The organism is Streptomyces sp. NPDC030820, assembly GCF_055572075.1.
In genome coordinates this window covers 553,444-570,243 of record NZ_JBVIEB010000004.1, presented here as the reverse complement: position 1 = coordinate 570,243, position 16,800 = coordinate 553,444, and the positions used below count along the sequence as shown (strand labels likewise).

Annotated in this window: 19 protein-coding genes and 1 pseudogene; 9 read left to right on the top strand and 11 right to left on the bottom strand. The window is 70.5% G+C overall.

Annotated features, from left to right (window positions below; translation table 11 throughout):
• Nucleotides 1-176: 176 nt before the first annotated feature.
• The gene (locus ACZ418_RS14470; protein WP_468362139.1) at nucleotides 177-1,244 is read right to left on the bottom strand and encodes a C40 family peptidase; all 1,068 of its coding nucleotides are present in this window, start codon (nucleotides 1,242-1,244) and stop codon (nucleotides 177-179) included.
• Between the two features lie 199 nt (nucleotides 1,245-1,443).
• Entirely contained in the window at nucleotides 1,444-2,229 is a 786-nt protein-coding gene (locus tag ACZ418_RS14465; protein WP_468362339.1) for a class I SAM-dependent methyltransferase, read from the bottom strand.
• A gap of 225 nt (nucleotides 2,230-2,454) precedes the next feature.
• Here ACZ418_RS14465 and mshA point away from each other — a divergent pair, with 225 nt between their 5' ends.
• Both mshA and ACZ418_RS14455 read left to right on the top strand, forming a co-directional pair.
• On the top strand, nucleotides 2,455-3,792 hold the full coding sequence (gene mshA, locus ACZ418_RS14460; RefSeq protein ID WP_468362137.1) for a D-inositol-3-phosphate glycosyltransferase: 1,338 nt from the start codon (nucleotides 2,455-2,457) through the stop codon (nucleotides 3,790-3,792).
• On the top strand, nucleotides 3,785-4,288 hold the full coding sequence (locus tag ACZ418_RS14455) for a type III secretion system chaperone family protein (protein WP_388630793.1): 504 nt from the start codon (nucleotides 3,785-3,787) through the stop codon (nucleotides 4,286-4,288). The genes mshA and ACZ418_RS14455 overlap by 8 nt, the downstream gene beginning before the upstream one ends.
• A gap of 45 nt (nucleotides 4,289-4,333) precedes the next feature.
• On the opposite strand, the gene ACZ418_RS14450 is transcribed toward ACZ418_RS14455, so the two are convergent.
• A complete protein-coding gene (locus tag ACZ418_RS14450; protein ID WP_468362135.1) occupies nucleotides 4,334-4,978 on the bottom strand; it encodes a methyltransferase domain-containing protein in 645 nt (214 codons plus the stop codon).
• Nucleotides 4,979-4,996: 18 nt separating this feature from the next.
• Nucleotides 4,997-5,794, bottom strand: a complete 798-nt coding sequence (locus ACZ418_RS14445; RefSeq protein WP_468362133.1) for a helix-turn-helix transcriptional regulator — start codon at nucleotides 5,792-5,794, stop codon at nucleotides 4,997-4,999.
• On the opposite strand from ACZ418_RS14445, the gene ACZ418_RS14440 reads away from it, so the two are divergent.
• Nucleotides 5,793-6,269, top strand: a complete 477-nt coding sequence (locus tag ACZ418_RS14440; RefSeq protein ID WP_468362131.1) for a DUF2000 family protein — start codon at nucleotides 5,793-5,795, stop codon at nucleotides 6,267-6,269. The two genes, ACZ418_RS14445 and ACZ418_RS14440, sit on opposite strands and share 2 nt — an antisense overlap.
• Before the next feature lie 38 nt (nucleotides 6,270-6,307).
• Here ACZ418_RS14440 and ACZ418_RS14435 read toward each other — a convergent pair whose 3' ends face one another.
• Nucleotides 6,308-6,781 (bottom strand): carboxymuconolactone decarboxylase family protein, encoded by a 474-nt coding sequence (locus tag ACZ418_RS14435; protein WP_468362129.1) that lies wholly within the window; start codon nucleotides 6,779-6,781, stop codon nucleotides 6,308-6,310.
• Nucleotides 6,782-7,252: 471 nt separating this feature from the next.
• Here ACZ418_RS14435 and ACZ418_RS14430 point away from each other — a divergent pair, with 471 nt between their 5' ends.
• Nucleotides 7,253-7,495, top strand: a complete 243-nt coding sequence (locus ACZ418_RS14430; RefSeq protein ID WP_468362127.1) for a hypothetical protein — start codon at nucleotides 7,253-7,255, stop codon at nucleotides 7,493-7,495.
• A 251-nt stretch (nucleotides 7,496-7,746) separates the two neighbouring features.
• Here ACZ418_RS14430 and ACZ418_RS14425 read toward each other — a convergent pair whose 3' ends face one another.
• A complete protein-coding gene (locus ACZ418_RS14425; RefSeq protein WP_468362125.1) occupies nucleotides 7,747-9,003 on the bottom strand; it encodes an MDR family MFS transporter in 1,257 nt (418 codons plus the stop codon).
• 200 nt (nucleotides 9,004-9,203) lie between these two features.
• Between ACZ418_RS14425 and ACZ418_RS14420 the strand changes: the two genes are divergently transcribed.
• Nucleotides 9,204-9,965, top strand: coding sequence for a phosphoglyceromutase (locus tag ACZ418_RS14420; RefSeq protein ID WP_468362123.1), 762 nt, complete (start codon nucleotides 9,204-9,206; stop codon nucleotides 9,963-9,965).
• Nucleotides 9,966-10,069: 104 nt separating this feature from the next.
• On the opposite strand, the gene ACZ418_RS14415 is transcribed toward ACZ418_RS14420, so the two are convergent.
• The 4 genes and pseudogenes from ACZ418_RS14415 to sigJ all read right to left on the bottom strand — a co-directional run bounded on the left by ACZ418_RS14415 (nucleotide 10,070) and on the right by sigJ (nucleotide 12,359).
• The gene (locus tag ACZ418_RS14415; protein ID WP_468362121.1) at nucleotides 10,070-10,600 is read right to left on the bottom strand and encodes a DUF4760 domain-containing protein; all 531 of its coding nucleotides are present in this window, start codon (nucleotides 10,598-10,600) and stop codon (nucleotides 10,070-10,072) included.
• Nucleotides 10,597-10,752: pseudogene (locus tag ACZ418_RS14410) on the bottom strand (site-specific integrase); the annotation flags it as partial. The gene ACZ418_RS14415 and the pseudogene ACZ418_RS14410, both read right to left, overlap by 4 nt.
• A gap of 218 nt (nucleotides 10,753-10,970) precedes the next feature.
• A complete protein-coding gene (locus ACZ418_RS14405; protein WP_468362119.1) occupies nucleotides 10,971-11,144 on the bottom strand; it encodes a hypothetical protein in 174 nt (57 codons plus the stop codon).
• Nucleotides 11,145-11,441: 297 nt separating this feature from the next.
• Entirely contained in the window at nucleotides 11,442-12,359 is a 918-nt protein-coding gene (sigJ, locus tag ACZ418_RS14400; RefSeq protein ID WP_468362117.1) for an RNA polymerase sigma factor SigJ, read from the bottom strand.
• A gap of 99 nt (nucleotides 12,360-12,458) precedes the next feature.
• On the opposite strand from sigJ, the gene ACZ418_RS14395 reads away from it, so the two are divergent.
• Nucleotides 12,459-12,827: a hypothetical protein gene (locus tag ACZ418_RS14395; protein WP_468362115.1), complete on the top strand. Its 369-nt coding sequence runs from the start codon at nucleotides 12,459-12,461 to the stop codon at nucleotides 12,825-12,827.
• Between the two features lie 154 nt (nucleotides 12,828-12,981).
• Here the strand turns inward: ACZ418_RS14395 and ACZ418_RS14390 are convergent, their stop codons facing one another.
• On the bottom strand, nucleotides 12,982-13,236 hold the full coding sequence (locus ACZ418_RS14390; RefSeq protein ID WP_468362113.1) for a ribosomal protein L7/L12: 255 nt from the start codon (nucleotides 13,234-13,236) through the stop codon (nucleotides 12,982-12,984).
• Between the two features lie 141 nt (nucleotides 13,237-13,377).
• On the opposite strand from ACZ418_RS14390, the gene ACZ418_RS14385 reads away from it, so the two are divergent.
• The 3 genes from ACZ418_RS14385 to ACZ418_RS14375 all read left to right on the top strand — a co-directional run bounded on the left by ACZ418_RS14385 (nucleotide 13,378) and on the right by ACZ418_RS14375 (nucleotide 16,796).
• On the top strand, nucleotides 13,378-14,907 hold the full coding sequence (locus ACZ418_RS14385) for a hypothetical protein (protein WP_468362111.1): 1,530 nt from the start codon (nucleotides 13,378-13,380) through the stop codon (nucleotides 14,905-14,907).
• Nucleotides 14,908-15,213: 306 nt separating this feature from the next.
• On the top strand, nucleotides 15,214-16,062 hold the full coding sequence (locus ACZ418_RS14380) for a GAF and ANTAR domain-containing protein (RefSeq protein WP_468362109.1): 849 nt from the start codon (nucleotides 15,214-15,216) through the stop codon (nucleotides 16,060-16,062).
• Nucleotides 16,062-16,796, top strand: coding sequence for a GAF domain-containing protein (locus ACZ418_RS14375; protein WP_468362107.1), 735 nt, complete (start codon nucleotides 16,062-16,064; stop codon nucleotides 16,794-16,796). The genes ACZ418_RS14380 and ACZ418_RS14375 overlap by 1 nt, the downstream gene beginning before the upstream one ends.
• Nucleotides 16,797-16,800 lie beyond the last annotated feature (4 nt).

The window sequence follows — 16,800 nt, the reverse complement described above, 5'->3', positions numbered from 1 at the left end:
GCCGCGTCGCTCACGCGCAGGACGCTGTCATATGCCGCTTTCCGTACGACAGTTGGACAGGGTGCCCCGGCGCGGGGGATGACGAAGCTCACGTCCGGCCCGGGTTTGGGCGGAGGTTGGTGGTGGAGTGGGTCACATGGCGCACATCACGGGGGCCTGTCCGGAGATGACCTGGCTCACGCGTCCGGTCGTACGACCCCGAGGATCGGCATCGCGCCGGCGCCCGCGACCGTCACCGTCCGCCCGGGGCGCGGGGCCTGGATGATCGCGCCGTCGCCGACGTAGATGGCGACATGGCTGGCGTCGTCGAAGTAGATGATGAGGTCGCCGGGGCGCATGTCCTTGATGTCGACGTGCTTGAGCTGCTTCCACTGCTCCTGCGAGGTGCGCGGGATGGGGTGGCCGGCCGACGCCCAGGCTTGGGAGGTCAGGCCGGAGCAGTCGTAGGACTTCGGGCCCTCGGCGCCCCACACATACGGCTTGCCCAGCTGGGCGGCGGCGAACGCGACGGCCTTCTCGCCCTGCGCGGACGCCGTGCCGTGGATCTTCTTGAGGATGCCGGTGTCCAGCCACCTCGTCTGCGCCTTCAGCGCGGCCTGGTTCTCCAGGTCGGCGAGCCGCTCCCGGTCCTTCTTCTCCAGGGCGGACTCCAGCTTCTTCGCGGCGTCGATCTGCTGCTGGATCCTCTTCTTGGCGGTGGCCTTGGCCCTGCGTTCGCCGTCCAGCTTCTGCCACTGCGCGGCGGCGTCGTCGGCGTACGCCTGCAACTGCTTCTGGGTGCCGGTCAGTTCGGTCATCAGCGTCGTCGTCGCCCGCTGGCCCTGGAGCACCAGCCCGGCGCCGTCCAGGACCTGCCCGGGATCGTCGCTGAGCAGGAACTGGGCGGTGGGCGGGATGCCGCCGGTGCGGTACTGGGCGCGGGCGGCGGCGCCCGCCTGGTCCTTGAGCTTCGCGAGCTTCTGCTGTCCTTCGTCGATTTTCTTGGCCAGCGCGACGATCTGGGCGGACTGCTGCTTCGCCTTCTCCTCGGCCGCGTTGTAGGCGTCGGTGGCCACGGCCGCGTCGTGATAGAGCCGGTCGAGCTTCTCGCGGACCTTCTCCAGATCCTTGCTCGGCGGGGGAGTCGGGGACGTGCTCGGAGTGGGCACCGGTGCGGCGAAGGCCGTGCCGGGTGCTGCCAGCACGGTCACTGCACAGACCACGGTCACGGCGGCCGAGAGGATGCTGCGCTTGCCCCAGCCCATCACATAATCTCCCCAAGCTGATTTACCGTCAGTAACTTACGGTGCCGGGGGGATGGTGTCACGTTGCGACACAGAACTACAGGGGTCGGCGACAGAGTGAACTGTTCCCCCGTACCCGCCCCACCATGACCATCTCCCCGCCGGTGTGACGTACGGCGCACGAGGATCGTTCCGTCTCACCGCCCCCGAACGGGTGATGTCAGCTCCGGGGCGCCAACGCTCCCCACGCCACCGTCACTTCACCCTGCCGCCAGCGCACCGGGCCGTCCGTCACCGGCCAGTCGGCCGTCAGGTCCCGTACCGCGCGCAGCCAGCGTTGCCGGGCGCCGTAGGAGGCGTAGGGCGCGGCGGCGGCCCAGGCGCGGTCGAAGTCGCGCAGGAAGGCGTGCACGGGCTCGCCGGGGACGTTCCGGTGGATCAGCGCCTTCGGCAGCCGCTCGGCGAGGTCGGAGGGCCGCTCCAGCGAGCCCAGCCGGGTGGCGAAGGTGACGGTCCGCGGCCCCTCCGGGCCGAGCGCCACCCAGACGTGCCGCCGCCCGATCTCGTCGCACGTGCCCTCGACCAGCAGTCCGCCGCGCGAACCGCCGCCGGCCGGGGCGAGCCGCGCGCACAGCCGCTCCCAGACGGCGGCGACCTCGGCCTCGTCGTACTGGCGCAGCACATTGGCGGCCCGGATGAGCATCGGCCGTCCGGGCACGGGCACCTCGAAGCCGCCGTGCCGGAAGGCCAGCCCCTCGCGCTCGTACGGCCGTGCGGCCGCGACCCGCTCCGGTTCGATCTCGACGCCGATCACCTGCGTGCGGGGCGCGGCGGTGCGCAGCCGGCCGAGCAGTTCCACGGCGGTCCAGGGGGCGGCGCCGTAGCCGAGGTCGACGGCCAGGGGCTCCGCGGCGCGGCGCAGATCGCGGCCGTGCGTGGCGGCTATCCAGCGGTCCATACGGCGGAGCCGGTTGGGGTTGGTGGTCCCGCGCGTCACCGTTCCCACGACGGGGGTCCCCCCGCTCGAGCGCAGCCGAGAGTGGGGGAGGGTCGCTGCGCGGGCTGTCATGCATACGAGGGTAAGCGGGGCGGCGACCACCGACCCCGATGGCAATGATTGGGTAAAGCCGCCTGGCCGGGAAATGGCACGGCCCCGCCGGATGTTGCACCTCCTTGGAGGGCGAGCTCGGTCCTCCGTCCGGCATGCCCGCAGCAAGGAGAGGACCGCCAGGTGAGCCAGTACGTCAGCAGGCTCGGGCGACGCTCCCCGTCGGCCGCGTCACGGCTACGGCTGCACCGCAGGCCCCGCCGCGTCGCCATGCTCTCCGTGCACACCTCCCCGCTCCACCAGCCCGGCACCGGCGACGCCGGCGGCATGAACGTCTACATCGTGGAGCTGGCCCAGCGGCTCGCCGCCCAGGGCATCGAGGTCGAGATCTTCACCCGGGCCACGGCGGGCGGACTGCCGCCCACGGTCGAGCTGGCCCCCGGTGTCCTCGTCCGGCACGTCGACGCCGGCCCCTATGAGGGCCTCGCCAAGGAGGACCTCCCGGCCCAGCTGTGCGCCTTCACGCACGGCGTGATGCAGGCCTGGGCCGGTCACCGCCCCGGCTACTACGACCTCGTCCACTCCCACTACTGGCTCTCCGGCCACGTCGGCTGGCTCGCCGCCCAGCGCTGGGGCGTGCCCCTGGTGCACGCCATGCACACCATGGCCAAGGTCAAGAACGCCAACCTGGCGGACGGCGACACGCCCGAGCCCGCCGCCCGCGTCATCGGCGAGACCCAGATCGTGGCCGCCGCCGACCGGCTCATCGCCAACACGGCGGAGGAGGCCGACGAGCTGGTACGGCACTACGCCGCCGACCCCGCGAAGGTCGCCGTGGTCCACCCGGGCGTGAACCTCGACCGCTTCCGCCCCGCCGACGGCCGCGCCGCGGCCCGGGCCCGGCTCGGCCTCCCGCAGGACGCCCTGATCCCGCTCTTCGCCGGCCGTATACAGCCCCTGAAGGCCCCGGACGTCCTGCTGCGCGCGGTGGCGGTGCTGCTGGACGAGCGCCCGGAGCTCCGCTCCCGCATCCTCGTCCCGGTCGTCGGCGGCCCGAGCGGCAGCGGGCTCGCCAAGCCGGAGGGGCTGCAGAAACTCGCCGCCCGGCTCGGGATCGCCGATGTGGTGCGCTTTCGCCCGCCGGTCGGGCAGGAACAGCTCGCGGACTGGTTCCGGGCCGCGTCCGTGCTGGTCATGCCGTCCTACAGCGAGTCCTTCGGGCTGGTTGCCATCGAGGCGCAGGCGGCCGGCACGCCGGTGCTCGCGGCCTCGGTCGGCGGACTGCCGGTGGCCGTGCGGGACGGCGAGACCGGCTTCCTCGTGCGCGGCCACCGTCCCGCCGACTACGCGCGCGTGCTGTGCCGTTTCGTCGACGAGCCGTCGCTCTCGGCGAGCATGGGAGGGGCCGCCGCCCGGCACGCGCAGTCCTTCGGCTGGGACCGGGCGGCCGCCGAGACCGCGGACGTCTACACGGCCGCGACCCAGTCCCACCGCCGTCGCGTACGCTCCCACCATGGGTGATGGTCAGAAGGCGGCCGGGCAGGTCCTGGAAGGTGTCCTGAAGGACGCCGAACTGGAGTGGGAGAGCCCCGAGCCCGGAAACTACGTGGTCAAGCTCCCCGGCACCCGCAAGCTCTCCACGACGGTCTCCTTCCTCGTGGGCCGCCACTCCCTCTCCCTGAACGCCTTCGTCGTCCGCCACCCCGACGAGAACGAGGCGGGCGTCCACCGCTGGCTCCTGGAGCGCAATCTCAAGCTGTACGGCGTGAGTTACGCCGTCGACCGCCTCGGCGACATCTACGTCACCGCACGCCTGCCCCTCGCCTCCGTCACCCCCGACGAGATCGACCGCCTCCTGGGCCAGATCCTGGAAGCGGCCGACGGCGCCTTCAACACCCTCCTGGAGCTGGGCTTCGCCTCCTCCATCCGCAAGGAGTACGCCTGGCGGGTGTCCCGGGGCGAGTCCACGCGCAACCTGGATGCGTTCAGGCACCTGATCGAGCGCCCGGCGGACTGACTTCCGTACGGCCTCATCCCTCCCTGGCGCAACGGGACCTGTGACTCAGGCGCGGCACAGGCCGTCGTAGCCGACGAAGGTGAACATGCGCTCACCGGGGGGCAGTTTGCCGGGCACCCCGGTGAACCGGTGGGCGCCGACGGCCTGGACGAGACCGGGTTCGGACACCCACAGCCGCTCGAACCCGCGCTCCTCCAGCCAGGCGCACACCTGCGGGACGAGGTCGGGAGCCTTGCGGTTGCGGGTCCACACCACCGTGCCGCCCGTCCGGCAGAGGCGCGGGGCATGGTCGAGGGTGCGTTCCACGTCGGCGTCCGTGATGTTGCCGAGGACACCGCAGAACAGCACCAGCTCGGCGGGCGCCACGTCCAGGTAGTGGTCGGTCGACGCGGCATCGCCCACGACGACCTCGACCCCCGGGAGCCCGGCGGACTCGGCCGCGCGCCGGGCCGCCGCGACGTTCCGCTCGTCCAGTTCCACCAACCGCGCCCGCACGTCGTGGCGCCGCGGGTGCCCGGTGAGCGCGCCGATCAGGTCGCGTCCCTGCCCGGCGCAGACGCTCACCGCGGTGAGCGGGCCCGCGGGCGCGTGGTCGAGGGCGTCACGGATACGGTCCTGGACGGTCGCCAGCCGCTGAACGAAGGGGGAGTCAGCTCTGTCGTACGTGTCGTGCCACGCATGCCAGTCCATACGCGGAGCGTACGGCGGTCAACCCCGCGCCGTCCGGGAAAACCTTCCCGGCGGCACTCCCACCAACCTCCGGAAATGGCGCGTCAGATGGGACTGGTCGAAGAACCCCGTCGCCGAGGCCACCTCGCCCGGCGAGCGGCCGTCGAGGAGGAGGCGGCGGGCGCGGTCGATGCGGCGGGAGTTGAGGTACTGGTGCGGTGCGATGCCGTAGGCAGTGCTGAACGCCCTTACCAGGTGGGCGGGATGGGCGTGCAGCAGCCGCGCGGCCTCCTCCAGTGAGACGCCGTCGACCACGCGGGCGTCGAGCAGCTCCCGCAGCGAACGGGCGAGCACGGGATCCGGGCGGTGCGCCGAGCCGGCCGTTCGCCGCAGATGCTCCCGCAGCCGCTCCCCGACGAGGCTGAGTCTGCTCTCCGCCTCCAGCTCGTCGCCGGGCCGGGCGAGGGCGGAGTGCAACTGACCGACGCGCCGCCGCAGCACCGGATCCCGCAGATCGGGCGTGTCGACGGCGCGCCCGATGAGATCCTCGCCGAGCCGGCTGCTGTCGAGGTAGACGACCCGCTTGCGGAAGCCGTGCGGGGTGGCCGGGGAGCCGTTGTGCGGGACGTGCGGCGGAAGCAGCGTGACGGTGTCGTGCGGGGTGCCGTGCTCGTGCCGGTCGAGGTCGTACCGTACGGCCCCGTCGTCCACGATGAGCAGCGTCCAGGCGTCGTGGACGTGCATCGGGTAGGCGTACTCGGTGAAGTGGGCGTGGAAGACCTCGGTGACGCCCGGCACGCGGGGGCGCCACGCGCTGACTTCCTGCCGGGCGGCCATGCAAAGAACGTACAAGACGGCGCCGCAGGGCGGTCGGCAGTCTCATTCCATGAGCGCTGAAACCATCCGTTTCGACACGAAGATCGCCGTGCTGCTGCGCGAGGACCTGGAGCCCTGGCAGCGGCTCAACGTCACCGCGTTCCTGGTCAGCGGCCTGGGCGCGACGGTCCCCGAGGTGATCGGCGAGCCGTACGAGGACGCGGACGGGGTGGCGTACCTGCCCATGTTCCGCCAGCCGGTGCTGGTCTTCGAGGGCTCGAAGGAGACCCTGAAGGCGGCCCACGGCAGGGCGCTGAGCCGCGCCCTGCCCCGTGCCGTCTTCACCTCGGACCTGTTCGCCACGGGCAACGACCGCGACAACCGCGCGGCGGTGCGGGCCGTACCGACGGCGGAGCTGGACCTGGTGGGGCTGGCGGTGTACGGCCCGCGGGCCGGAGTGGACAAGGTCCTCAAGGGCGCACGGATGCACCCCTGAGGCTCCCGGTCGCCGTCCGGTCGCGGTCCGGTCGCGGTTCAGTCGAACATGCCGGGCTGGTAGTCGCCGGCGGGCTGCCGGACGATGACGTTGACTCGGTTGTAGGCGTTGATCAGGGCGATCAGCGCGACGAGCGCGGCGAGCTGCTCCTCGTCGTAGTGCTTGGCGGCGTTCGCCCAGACCTCGTCCGGGACGCCGCCGGCCGCGTCGGCGATACGGGTGCCCTGCTCCGTCAGCTCCAGCGCGGCCCGCTCGGCCTCGCTGAACACCTTGGCCTCCCGCCAGGCCGCGACCAGGTTCAGCCGCTGTGCCGTCCCGCCGGCGGCGGTCGCGTCCTTGGTGTGCATGTCGAGGCACATCCCGCAGCCGTTGATCTGGCTGGCCCGGATCTTCACCAGCTCCTGCGTCGCGGCCGGCAGGGTGGAGTCGGTGACCACCTTCCCCGCCGAGTTGATGTACTTGAAGAACTTGCCGGTGACAGGGCTGGTGAAGATGTTCAGGCGAGCGTCCATGATGTCCTCCCGTGTGGTCTTCGTCGGCTACACCTCCCTGACGGATCCCTCCGGGGAGATGTGACCGGGTTGAGTGTGACCTGCGTCACCGACCGGTCGGGGTGGGCTCGCCCGGGGGCGCGGATTCGTCCGTGAACGGAATCTGCACAGGGCGTACGCATCCGCGGGCCGGGCGGGTTCCGTTGGTGTGGAGTTGTCCTGCTCGGCGCGGCGGTGGCAAGAGCTGTGGTGTGCCTGTGCGGCGCGGCATGTGGAGGAACTGGCCCCAACGCGTGACCACGCCCGCACGGATGCGTCATCCGGGGTGCTCAACTGACCCGGTGCGAGCGCCGGTTGACTGGCTGCCCGGCACGCTCCGTGGTTTGATCGCTCGCACCGCCGGATCGCGCCAGGTGTCCTGAAAGGGACGGCGCACGCCTGCGGTCGCGGCCCGATCGTCTGTCCCCTGCGGGCCGCTTCCCCCCTTGGACCATGTGGACCATCCATGCGAAGGGCAGTTTCATCATGAACGCCGCTCACCAGATCCAGACCGTCGAGATCTCCGACGCCGAGCTCGACACCGTCTCCGGTGGCCTGGCCCCCGAGGCCAGCCTCACCGCCGACTCCACGACCCTGAACAGCGCCGCCGCACTGTCCCAGCTCGGTGCCGTCCAGGGTGAGGCGCTGGGCGCCCTCAGCCAGCCCCACCAGATCGGCGTCAGCCTCACCGTCTGAGAGTTCTGATCGCTTCGATCACTGCACCGGGCCCCCTGCCGACGGAGAACTTCCCGGCAGAGGGCCCGGTCGTGCGCGGGACGTGCTTGCCGGACGCCCCCGCTTGGGGATGCTGCGGCGCTACGGCGGGATGTGCGTGGGGTGCCGAGGCTGGCGCCGGCTCGATCCCGGCACCGGCCCGTGCCGGGTCTGCGGCCGGGAACTGTCGCTGAGGGGCGGCGCCTGCCACCTGTGCTTCAAGCAGGTCCACCTCAGGCGGCGCTGACCTCCGGCTCGGCGTCGCCCGTCCTCGGGGCCGCCACCGCCGGGCTCTCCTTCGGCAGCCCCCGCATGAGCAGCCCGTACCCCAGCCCGGCGACCGTCCCCACCGCCGCGCACATGCCCCACAGCCACTGCGCCCCCAGCCGGTCGATGACCGCACCGGACATCAGCGGGGCGACCAGCGCGGCGACGGACCAGGACAGCGTGTAGACACCCTGGTAACGGCCGCGCCCGTGCACCGGGGACAGCCGTACGACCAGTCCGGTCTGGGTCGGCGCGTTGACGATCTCGGCGAGGGTCCAGACGCACACGGTGACCATGAAGACGCCGACCGAGCCGGCGAAGGCGGTGAGCCCGAAGCCGTAACCGGCGAGCAGCGAGGAGACGACCAGCAGGGTGCGCGGATCGCGGTGCTCGATGAACCGGGTGACCGGGATCTGCAGGGCGACGATCAGGATGCCGTTGACGGCGATGGCGACGCCGTAGTCGGCGGGCGAGAACCCGGCCCGTCCCATGGCCACCGGCAGTCCCACGGACCCCTGCTGGAAGACCAGGGCGACCAGGAAGGACAGCCCGACGACGGCCATGTACCGCCCGTCCCGCAGCACGGTTCCGAGGCTGACGGCGCCGTCCTGCTCCTTCACGTGTGCCGTCGGCCGGGACTCGGGCACCTTCAGGAAGACGACGAGCGCGCAGGCCAGGGTCATCCCGGCCTCGATGAGGAAGCCGGCGAGATAGCTGAACTCGGCGATGAACCCGGCGGCCATGGAGGAGACGGCGAACCCGAGGTTGATGGCCCAGTAGTTGAGGGAGAAGGCCCGCACCCGGTCCTCGGGCCGGACGATGTCGGCCATCATCGCCTGTACGGCGGGCCGGGAGGCGTTGGAGGCCATGCCGACGAGGAAGGCGACGGCGGCGATGGTGACGGGGTCTGTCATGAAGCCGAGCAGGGCGACGGAGGCGGCGGTGGCCGACTGGGCGATGAGGAGGGTCGGCCGCCTGCCGAGCCGGTCGGCCATGACCCCGCCCCCCAGTGAGGAGACGACCCCGCCCAGCCCGTGCAGCGAGGCGACGAGACCGGCGTAGGAGGCGGAGTAGCCGCGGTCGAGGGTGAGATAGAGGGCCATGAAGGTGGCCACGAAGGCGCCGAGCCGGTTGACGAGGGTGCTGGTCCACAGCCACCAGAACTCCCGGGGGAGCCCGGAGACGGTCTCCCGGGCGGCACGTCGGAAACGGGCGGCGGACATGACAAGACCCCCCACGGATCGAAGGACGCCCCGGTGGGGGCGCGGCAAGCGGTACTGGGCGCAGCGGTAAGCGGCTCAAGCGGTACGCACAACTTACATACCGGGCCTGCCGTGGGCCACCCGATTAACAGACGCCGTCAGCAGTCCACCCACTGACCGGGCCGGGCATGTGCACGAATCCGTGGATTACGCTCTGTCCCATGGCCGACGCACCGTACAAGCTGATCCTCCTCCGCCACGGCGAGAGCGAGTGGAACGCGAAGAACCTGTTCACCGGCTGGGTGGACGTCAACCTCAACGAGAAGGGCGAGAAGGAGGCAGTCCGCGGTGGCGAGCTCCTGAAGGAAGCCGACCTCCTGCCCGACGTGGTCCACACGTCCCTCCAGAAGCGCGCGATCCGCACGGCCCAGCTGGCCCTCGAGGCCGCGGACCGCCACTGGATCCCGGTCCACCGCAGCTGGCGCCTGAACGAGCGCCACTACGGCGCCCTCCAGGGCAAGGACAAGGCGGCCACGCTGGCCGAGTTCGGCGAGGAGCAGTTCATGCTCTGGCGCCGCTCCTACGACACCCCGCCGCCGCCGCTCGCGGACGACTCGGAGTTCTCCCAGTTCGACGACCCGCGCTACGCCACGCTCCCGCCGGAGCTGCGCCCGAAGACGGAGTGCCTGAAGGACGTCGTCCACCGGATGCTTCCGTACTGGTTCGACGACATCGTCCCCGACCTCCTGACCGGCCGCACGGTCCTGGTCGCGGCCCACGGCAACTCGCTGCGCGCCCTGGTCAAGCACCTGGACGGCATCTCCGACGCCGACATCGCGGGCCTGAACATCCCGACGGGCATCCCCCTCGTCTACGAACTCGACCCCGACTTCAAGCCGCTCACCCCCGGCGGCAGGTACCTCGACCCGGAGGCGGCCGCGGCGGCGATCGAGGCGGTCAAGAATCAGGGCAAGAAGAAGTAACCCTGACTGAATAAGCCCCTTACCTGCGGGTTCTCCGCTGGTAGGGGGCTTGTTGCTGTGCTGGGGCCGTCTCTGGGCCGTATGTTGCCACGGGCCGCGCAAACTCACTCTGAAGTTGGAGACGGCCGCGGCGGGCTGATCTGGAGACCTAGCTCGGCGTGGACCTTGGCTTGCGGCCTCACGTGAGCTCGATGGGCCAGATCCTCGAAGTAGATCATCGCCTTCGTCGTCAGCTCGCGCTCCCGGTAGATGTAGGGCGCCAGTACGCTCCACATGTTCACGATGTTCGGCCCGTAAGAACCAATGATCAACCGCTCGTCCACGACGCCGTGAGCAACCAGTTTGCCTACGTCGTCGTAGAAGAGACCGACGCACCGAACGTGCCGCAAGGGTTCTTCTGGTAAGCGCCGGTACCCGAACTCTGGCGAGTGCTCCCGTGCCAGTTCCAAGCTGATGTACTCGATGGCGCGGGAGAAGTGAGGTTGCCTCGTCTCACGGAAGAGCTCCACCACCACGGGCAGCAGGTTGGAGTTGTGCGCAAGCTGAAGCTGTCGCGCAGACACCACCGAGGACGCCACGAGCGACACCACGGATATGACTAATGCCAGCACAGTCGATGCCACAGAGAGGCTCATGGCCGGAGGCTAACCTCAGGTTTATGATCATCTAAATGCTTTTGCTGCAGAAAGATCGATGTGGGAGCTTTCTGTGTCCGCTCTCGACTGGACGGCATCAGGTGCACGTACACACGGAGTGTCAGGCCAGGGTCAGAGTGGCCCACGTACTCGGGGCCTACATCTACCCCTACCCCGTCTGGCACTGACGCGTCCGATCAGGCAGCGAGCGGCAGGGAACAGCGGAGAACCTCAGTGAGCCTCGCGGGAAAGCGCAGGTCAGCGTCCCCCCATGTCAGCCCACATCCGCATGCGCGATCTTCCGAACCAGCTACGCGGGTTCGATTCCCGTCGCCCGCTCTGCATGCCTTCAAGGCTTGCGGCAGCGCACTCAGCGCTTGAAGGAGCCCTTGGTCTGTTCTTTCGCGCCCCGCATCTTGCCCCGTGATTCGAGAGCGGCGCCTTTCGCCGCGAGGGCTTCTTTGTGCACCGCGTGGGCCGCCTTCCGTACGGTCTTTCCGACGATCTGTTCGGCTTTTGCCTTGGCCCGTTCTCCGGCGCTCATCTCGGTACCTCCGTGTGGTCTCACTGGTCGTGTGCCCCTTGAGGCAAGAGGTGAAGCCACCTTGTGGGACGTATTGGTACGGGACGGCCGAGGTCCCACGGGCCCGGCGGGGAGACCCCCGTTGATTTGGGGTTCCAGATCCGCTCCCACCTGAATGATCGCCTCGACGCCTTCGCGGCGGCGACGCGCATCGCCATGGGCGGCCTGCTCCGAGTAAGTGGACCGGAACGATGACAGTGGCAGCTCAGGCGCGCTCGTCTGCCGGAGGCGACTGCGCGCTCTGCCGAGCGAGGCCGGCTAGCCCTCCCGCATCCACGGCCGCAGCTTCTCCGGGTTGCGGACCGCCCAGATCCGGGCGACGCGCCCGTCGGAGACGTCGAACGAGGCCACGGTCATGACGACGCCGGCACGCTGGGCCACCAGGCCCGGCACACCGTTGACCGACCGCTCCAGGAGTTCGAGCCCCGGAGCCCTATCGGCAATGGCGACCATGTACTGGGCGATGCGCGCACTGCCCTCGACCGGGCGCAGGACGGTGCCGACCATGCCGCCGCCGTCGGCGGTCATCACGGCGGCCGGGTTGAGGAGACCGACGAGGGCTGCGATGTCCTTGGTCTCCCATGCCTCTTTGACCTGCCTCACCACGTCGGCCTGGCCGGTCGCCGTCATCGGAGCGCGGCCCACGCTCACCCGCTGCCGGGCGGAGGCCGCCAGCTGCTTGCAGGCCGCAGGGGTCCGGCCGAGAACGTCGGCGATCTCGGCAAACGGGTACCGGAAGACGTCGTGCAGGACGAACGCCACCCGCTCGGCGGGCGTCATCGACTCCAGGACGACGAGGAAGGCCATGGCCACCGACTCGTCCAGGACGATCTGGTCGGCGGGGTCTGCACGGCCGGTGGGGTCGGCGCCGTCCGCGTGGTCCCACTCGGTGCGGTCGGGCAGCGGCTCGGGCAGCCACGCGCCGACATAGCGTTCACGGCGGGCCCGCGCCGAGCCAAGCAGGTCCAGGCAGATGCGGCTGGTCACCGTCGTCAGCCAGGCGCCGGGGGACAGGATCTCCTCCTGTCGGCCTCGTGGCAGCGCGTACCAGCGTGCGTAGGCATCCTGTACGGCGTCCTCGGCCTCGGTCACCGAACCGAGCAACCGGTAAGCGACATTGAGCAGTTGGCGTCGCTCGCCGGCTATCTCATCTGTGCTGCTCCCGACAGTCCCCATGTTCCGGCCGCCCCCCGCCTTACCTTTCGCCGACCCGCGTCGTCGGGCTGGTGAGACCTTATCGATCTACTGCCCGAGGGCGGAAAAGGGGACTGTGACATGGCCACTCAGGTGACGGCGACCGCACGGCGCAGCACCTCGTTCCTGCAGATCGCGATCGCCCTGCAGACCCTGACCATCTTCCTTCAGGCGGTCTCCGCCGGACTGCTGCTGACCTCGTCCTACGGACAGACGCTGCACAGTGTCGGAGCCCGTGTGATGTACGGGGCGTCGATGCTGTATGTGCTCGCAGCGGTGCTGGCGTGGAAGCCGGGCGGCGGCTCGCTGCGGCCTGTCTGGCACGCGTCCGGTTTCCTCGTACTCGCCTCGGTCCAGGTCTTGCTCGGCATCGCGCACGTCCCGTCGGTCCATCTCCCCCTGGGTGTCCTCATGTTCGGTCTGAGTGTGCTGGCACTGGCCCGGCGCTGAGGCCCGATACAGGGCCCGCCGGGATCAACAAGGCCGCTTCCTGCGAACCATCTGGCGAGGGCCAAGGTCATCCCGGCTGACAGCTTGGACGTGCCGTGGTGGCGAGCCCCGTTCACGGTCGTTCAACACAGCGCGGGGCCGGCACGGAGTGCGATCAGGTCTGCTGCCTCACCTCTGCCTGCGCTCCTGCGTCGCGGAGTGCCGCGGCCGCGATCTCGGCGGTCTCCTTCGGAATGCCGTCGAGGATCACGACCGGGGCTTGATCCACCAGGACCTTGCTGCGCCACAGGCTCAGCCCGGCCAGTCGGCGTACGACCTGGGCGACGCCGAGTGGACTGGCGCCCGGGTCGATGAGCAGCACGTCGTTCGGTACGTCGTCGCAGCTCAATGTGAAGTACTTGGCCGCCATTCCTGCGCCCCCCCGTTTCGGGCGATTATCGGCCCAGGCGGGCGCGGATCTTCGCGCAGGGCGCTGTGAGGGGCCGGTGATGGAGGCGTGTTCCCCGTGCGCTACCGTGGCTCGCTTTTGTCGCGAACCTAGGGGGGTTTGATGCGGCGAACCACAGCAGCGGCGAGTGTCGTCACCGTGCTCGTCCCGCTTCTCCTGGCCGGTGCTTCAACCGCGTCGGCCACCGGCAACGGATCACTCACCGTCACGACGTTGGACCGGAGTGGCAAGCCGGTTCACGCCCAAGTGGCGGTCTACAACACCAAGTCGAACGACTTCCGCTTCATCGACAGCAACAAGGCGACGTCACTGCCCAACGGCAGCTACGAGCTCGTCACGTCCATCGCGGACGCCGGTGACGGACGCGCCACCGTCGGCGGTCACAGTGTGACGGTCTCCGGGTCCACCAAGACCACGTTCGACGCCCGGCAGGGCCGCGCGGTCAACGTCTCACTCAGCCCGAACCCGGGCAGCGGATACGATCACACGGTCAGCGCGTACGTCTGCACCTCCGACAACGGACCCGCCACCATGGGCACATCGGCGGCGGCGGGTGACCTGTATGTGATCCCGACGAGCAGCAAGGCGTACGAACTGGCCTACGGCACCACGTACCAGCCGCGGTCGGCGACCGGCGGGGACTTCTGGCTGGCGTCCGCCAGGCACGGGGGCGGCGTGCCGTCCGGGGTCTCCGCGACGCTGAAGCAGTCCGCGCTGACCGCCCTCAAGGTGTCCGCCCGTTCGGGCCCCGACAGCGGACAGGCGTTCTTCTCGTTCAACTACTCGTCGTCGAGCGGCGACTCCTGCTCGTGGGGTCCGAACTCGCTCCAGTTCCAGCGTGACCTGCCCAACTCCTTCACCGCCCACCTCCCGGCCGGCCAGTGGCAGGTGGGCCAGCAGGCCAACGACTTCATCTTCGACGGGTTCCACAGCTACGCGACAGGCAAGACGACCTCGCTGACCCTCGGCCACGCCGTATGGGGACCCGGCGGGCGGCTGCCCAACACCTGGTACCACCAGCTGTACTTCGGGTCCATCAACCCGTTCGCCGACCCGACCCTTCCGGACGGCGGGACGCTGGCCAGCGGCTCGGTGAAGCTGACCCACGCGGGCACGACGCTCTACTCGCACACCTACACCCCGTCGGACGAGATCGACGCGCATCCGAAGATCCCCGGTGCCGGCTGGTACACGCTCACCGAAACCGGCCGGCGCAGCCTGCCGTCCGGTTCGCTGTCGACCACCTCCAGCCTCAGCCTGCACTTCTACGCGGACCCCAGCAAGAACCAGCAGATCCGGGACTACATCACCCGGTTCTGGCCCGATGCGCTGAACTCCAGGAACCAGGCGGCCCCCGGGTCGACCAAGACCGTCGTCCTGGGCATGCAGCGCAACGGCACGGACGACAGCACGGTGCAGCAGCTGTCGGACAGCGTGCAGTCGGTCAAGGCCTGGTACACCACCGACGACGGCGCCACCTGGCACGCCACCGCCGCGAAGCTCTCCGGCGGCAAGTGGACCATCGCCGTCCACAACCCGGCCTCCGGCCGCGTCGGCCTGCGCTCGACGGTCACCGACACCCACGGCGACAGCTCGACGACCACGGTGTACAACGCGTACGCCGTGAGCTGAGGCCACCGGACCCGCCGTCGAGACGGCCACCGGATCGCCGTGGAGACGGCCATCGGACCCGCCGTCGAGACGGCCATCAGATCTGCCGCAGGGACACCGGCGGCCTGCCCGTGGGATCTCCCCGGTCGGGCCGTCGGGCGGGTGCCGTTCGCGATCCGCTCGGCATCGCGGCCCGGACGACGAAACGCCACGTTAGTTCCTCCAGGCTGGGAACTCGGGGCGTGGAGCAGTTGGTCCGGGGACGTCGGACGGGATACTGGTGGATCATGTCTGCTGACGGTGCGCCGCGCGACGGGGGTGATGACCATGCTGCCCGGGCAGCCCGGGGAGCCGACCGGTGGCGGGGTGCCGCCGGAGGGTCAGGCGCGGCTGCGGGTCAGTGAGACGCTGGCCGCCGCGGCGAGGGGCGCCGACGCCCCGCAGGCGGTTCCGGGCGCGCTGTGCCAGGCCTGCGTAAGGCTGCTGCCCGTCACCGGTTCCTCGGTGTCGATCTCCGGCGGGAAGGGCGTACGCGTCACCTGGTGCGCCAGCGACCGGGTCGCCGCGCGGCTCGCCGAGCTGCAGTACACCGTGGGGGACGGGCCCTGCCAGACCGCTCTCGACCAGGGCGCGCCCGTCGTCGCCGCCGACCTCGTCGACGGCCCCGACGCCCGCCGCTGGCCGATCTTCGCGCACGAGGCCGTGGCCCTCGGTGTCCGCGCAGTCTTCTCGTTGCCGCTCGGCGTCAGCGGCGCCGCGATCGGCACCCTCGACCTGTACAGCGACAGCGCCGGAGGGCTCACCGAACAGGACATGCGGACCGCGCTGTGGGTGCGCGACGCCGTCACCTTCGCGCTGATGAGCCTCCAGGCGGCCGGGCGCGACAGCACCGAGGAGGACACGGAGGACGAGGTAGCGTCCTGGGTGGCGGCCTCCGAGGCCGACCACACCGAGGTCTACCAGGCGGTCGGCATGGTGATGGTGCAGCTGGACCTGGACCCCGAGCAGGCCCTGGACCGGTTGCGGGCGCGCGCGTACGCCGAGGACCGTACGGTCAGTCAGCTGGCCCGCGACGTCCTGGCCCGCAAGCTCCGCTTCCGCAAGGAGCCGGAGGCGGACTACGCCGGCGAGGACGGGCGCGACCGCGGGGACGAGGGAAGGGACGGTGCACGGTGATGGGCCGTGAACAGCAGCTCGCCGAGGCGCTCGTCGGGCTGGCCGACTCCCTGGCCGACGACATCGACCCGGTGGTGCTGGTCGACCGCCTGGCACGCAACTGCGTCGACATCACCGGAGCCGACGCGGTCGGCATCATGGTCGTCTCCGGCCGCGGTGATCTGCGCACCCTGGCGGTCACCGAGGAGGACGCGGGCGCGCTGGAGTTCTTCCAGCTCCAGGCCGACGAGGGCCCCTGCCTGGAGAGCTTCCGCGAGGACCGCCGTATCGACGTCCCGGACGTGGAGCACAGCGACGACCGCTGGCCGCAGGTCGCCCCCTTCGCCGTACGGCGCGGGTACTACTCCCTGCACGCGCTGCCCCTGCGCGTGCACCGGCAGACGGTCGGCGCCGTCAACCTCCTGCTGCGCCGGCCGGGCGGGCTGCCCGTGCTGGACCTGGAGCTGGCCCAGGCGCTCGCCGACGTCACGGCCGTCGCACTGGTCAACTGGCGCCCGGAGCGGCTGCGCCCGAGCGACGTCAGCAACCGGGTACAGGCCGCCCTCGCCGCCAAGGCAGCCGTCGACATGGCCACCGGAATGCTCGCCGAGACCGGTGAACTCTCCCTGGCCGAGGCCGGCGCGGCCCTGCGCGGCTACGCCGACGGCCACCGCCACCGTCTGGTGGACACCGCGCACGCCCTGGTCCGGCGGGCCCTGTCCCCGGCCGCCGTCCTCGCCGCCGTGGCGGGCTGACGCC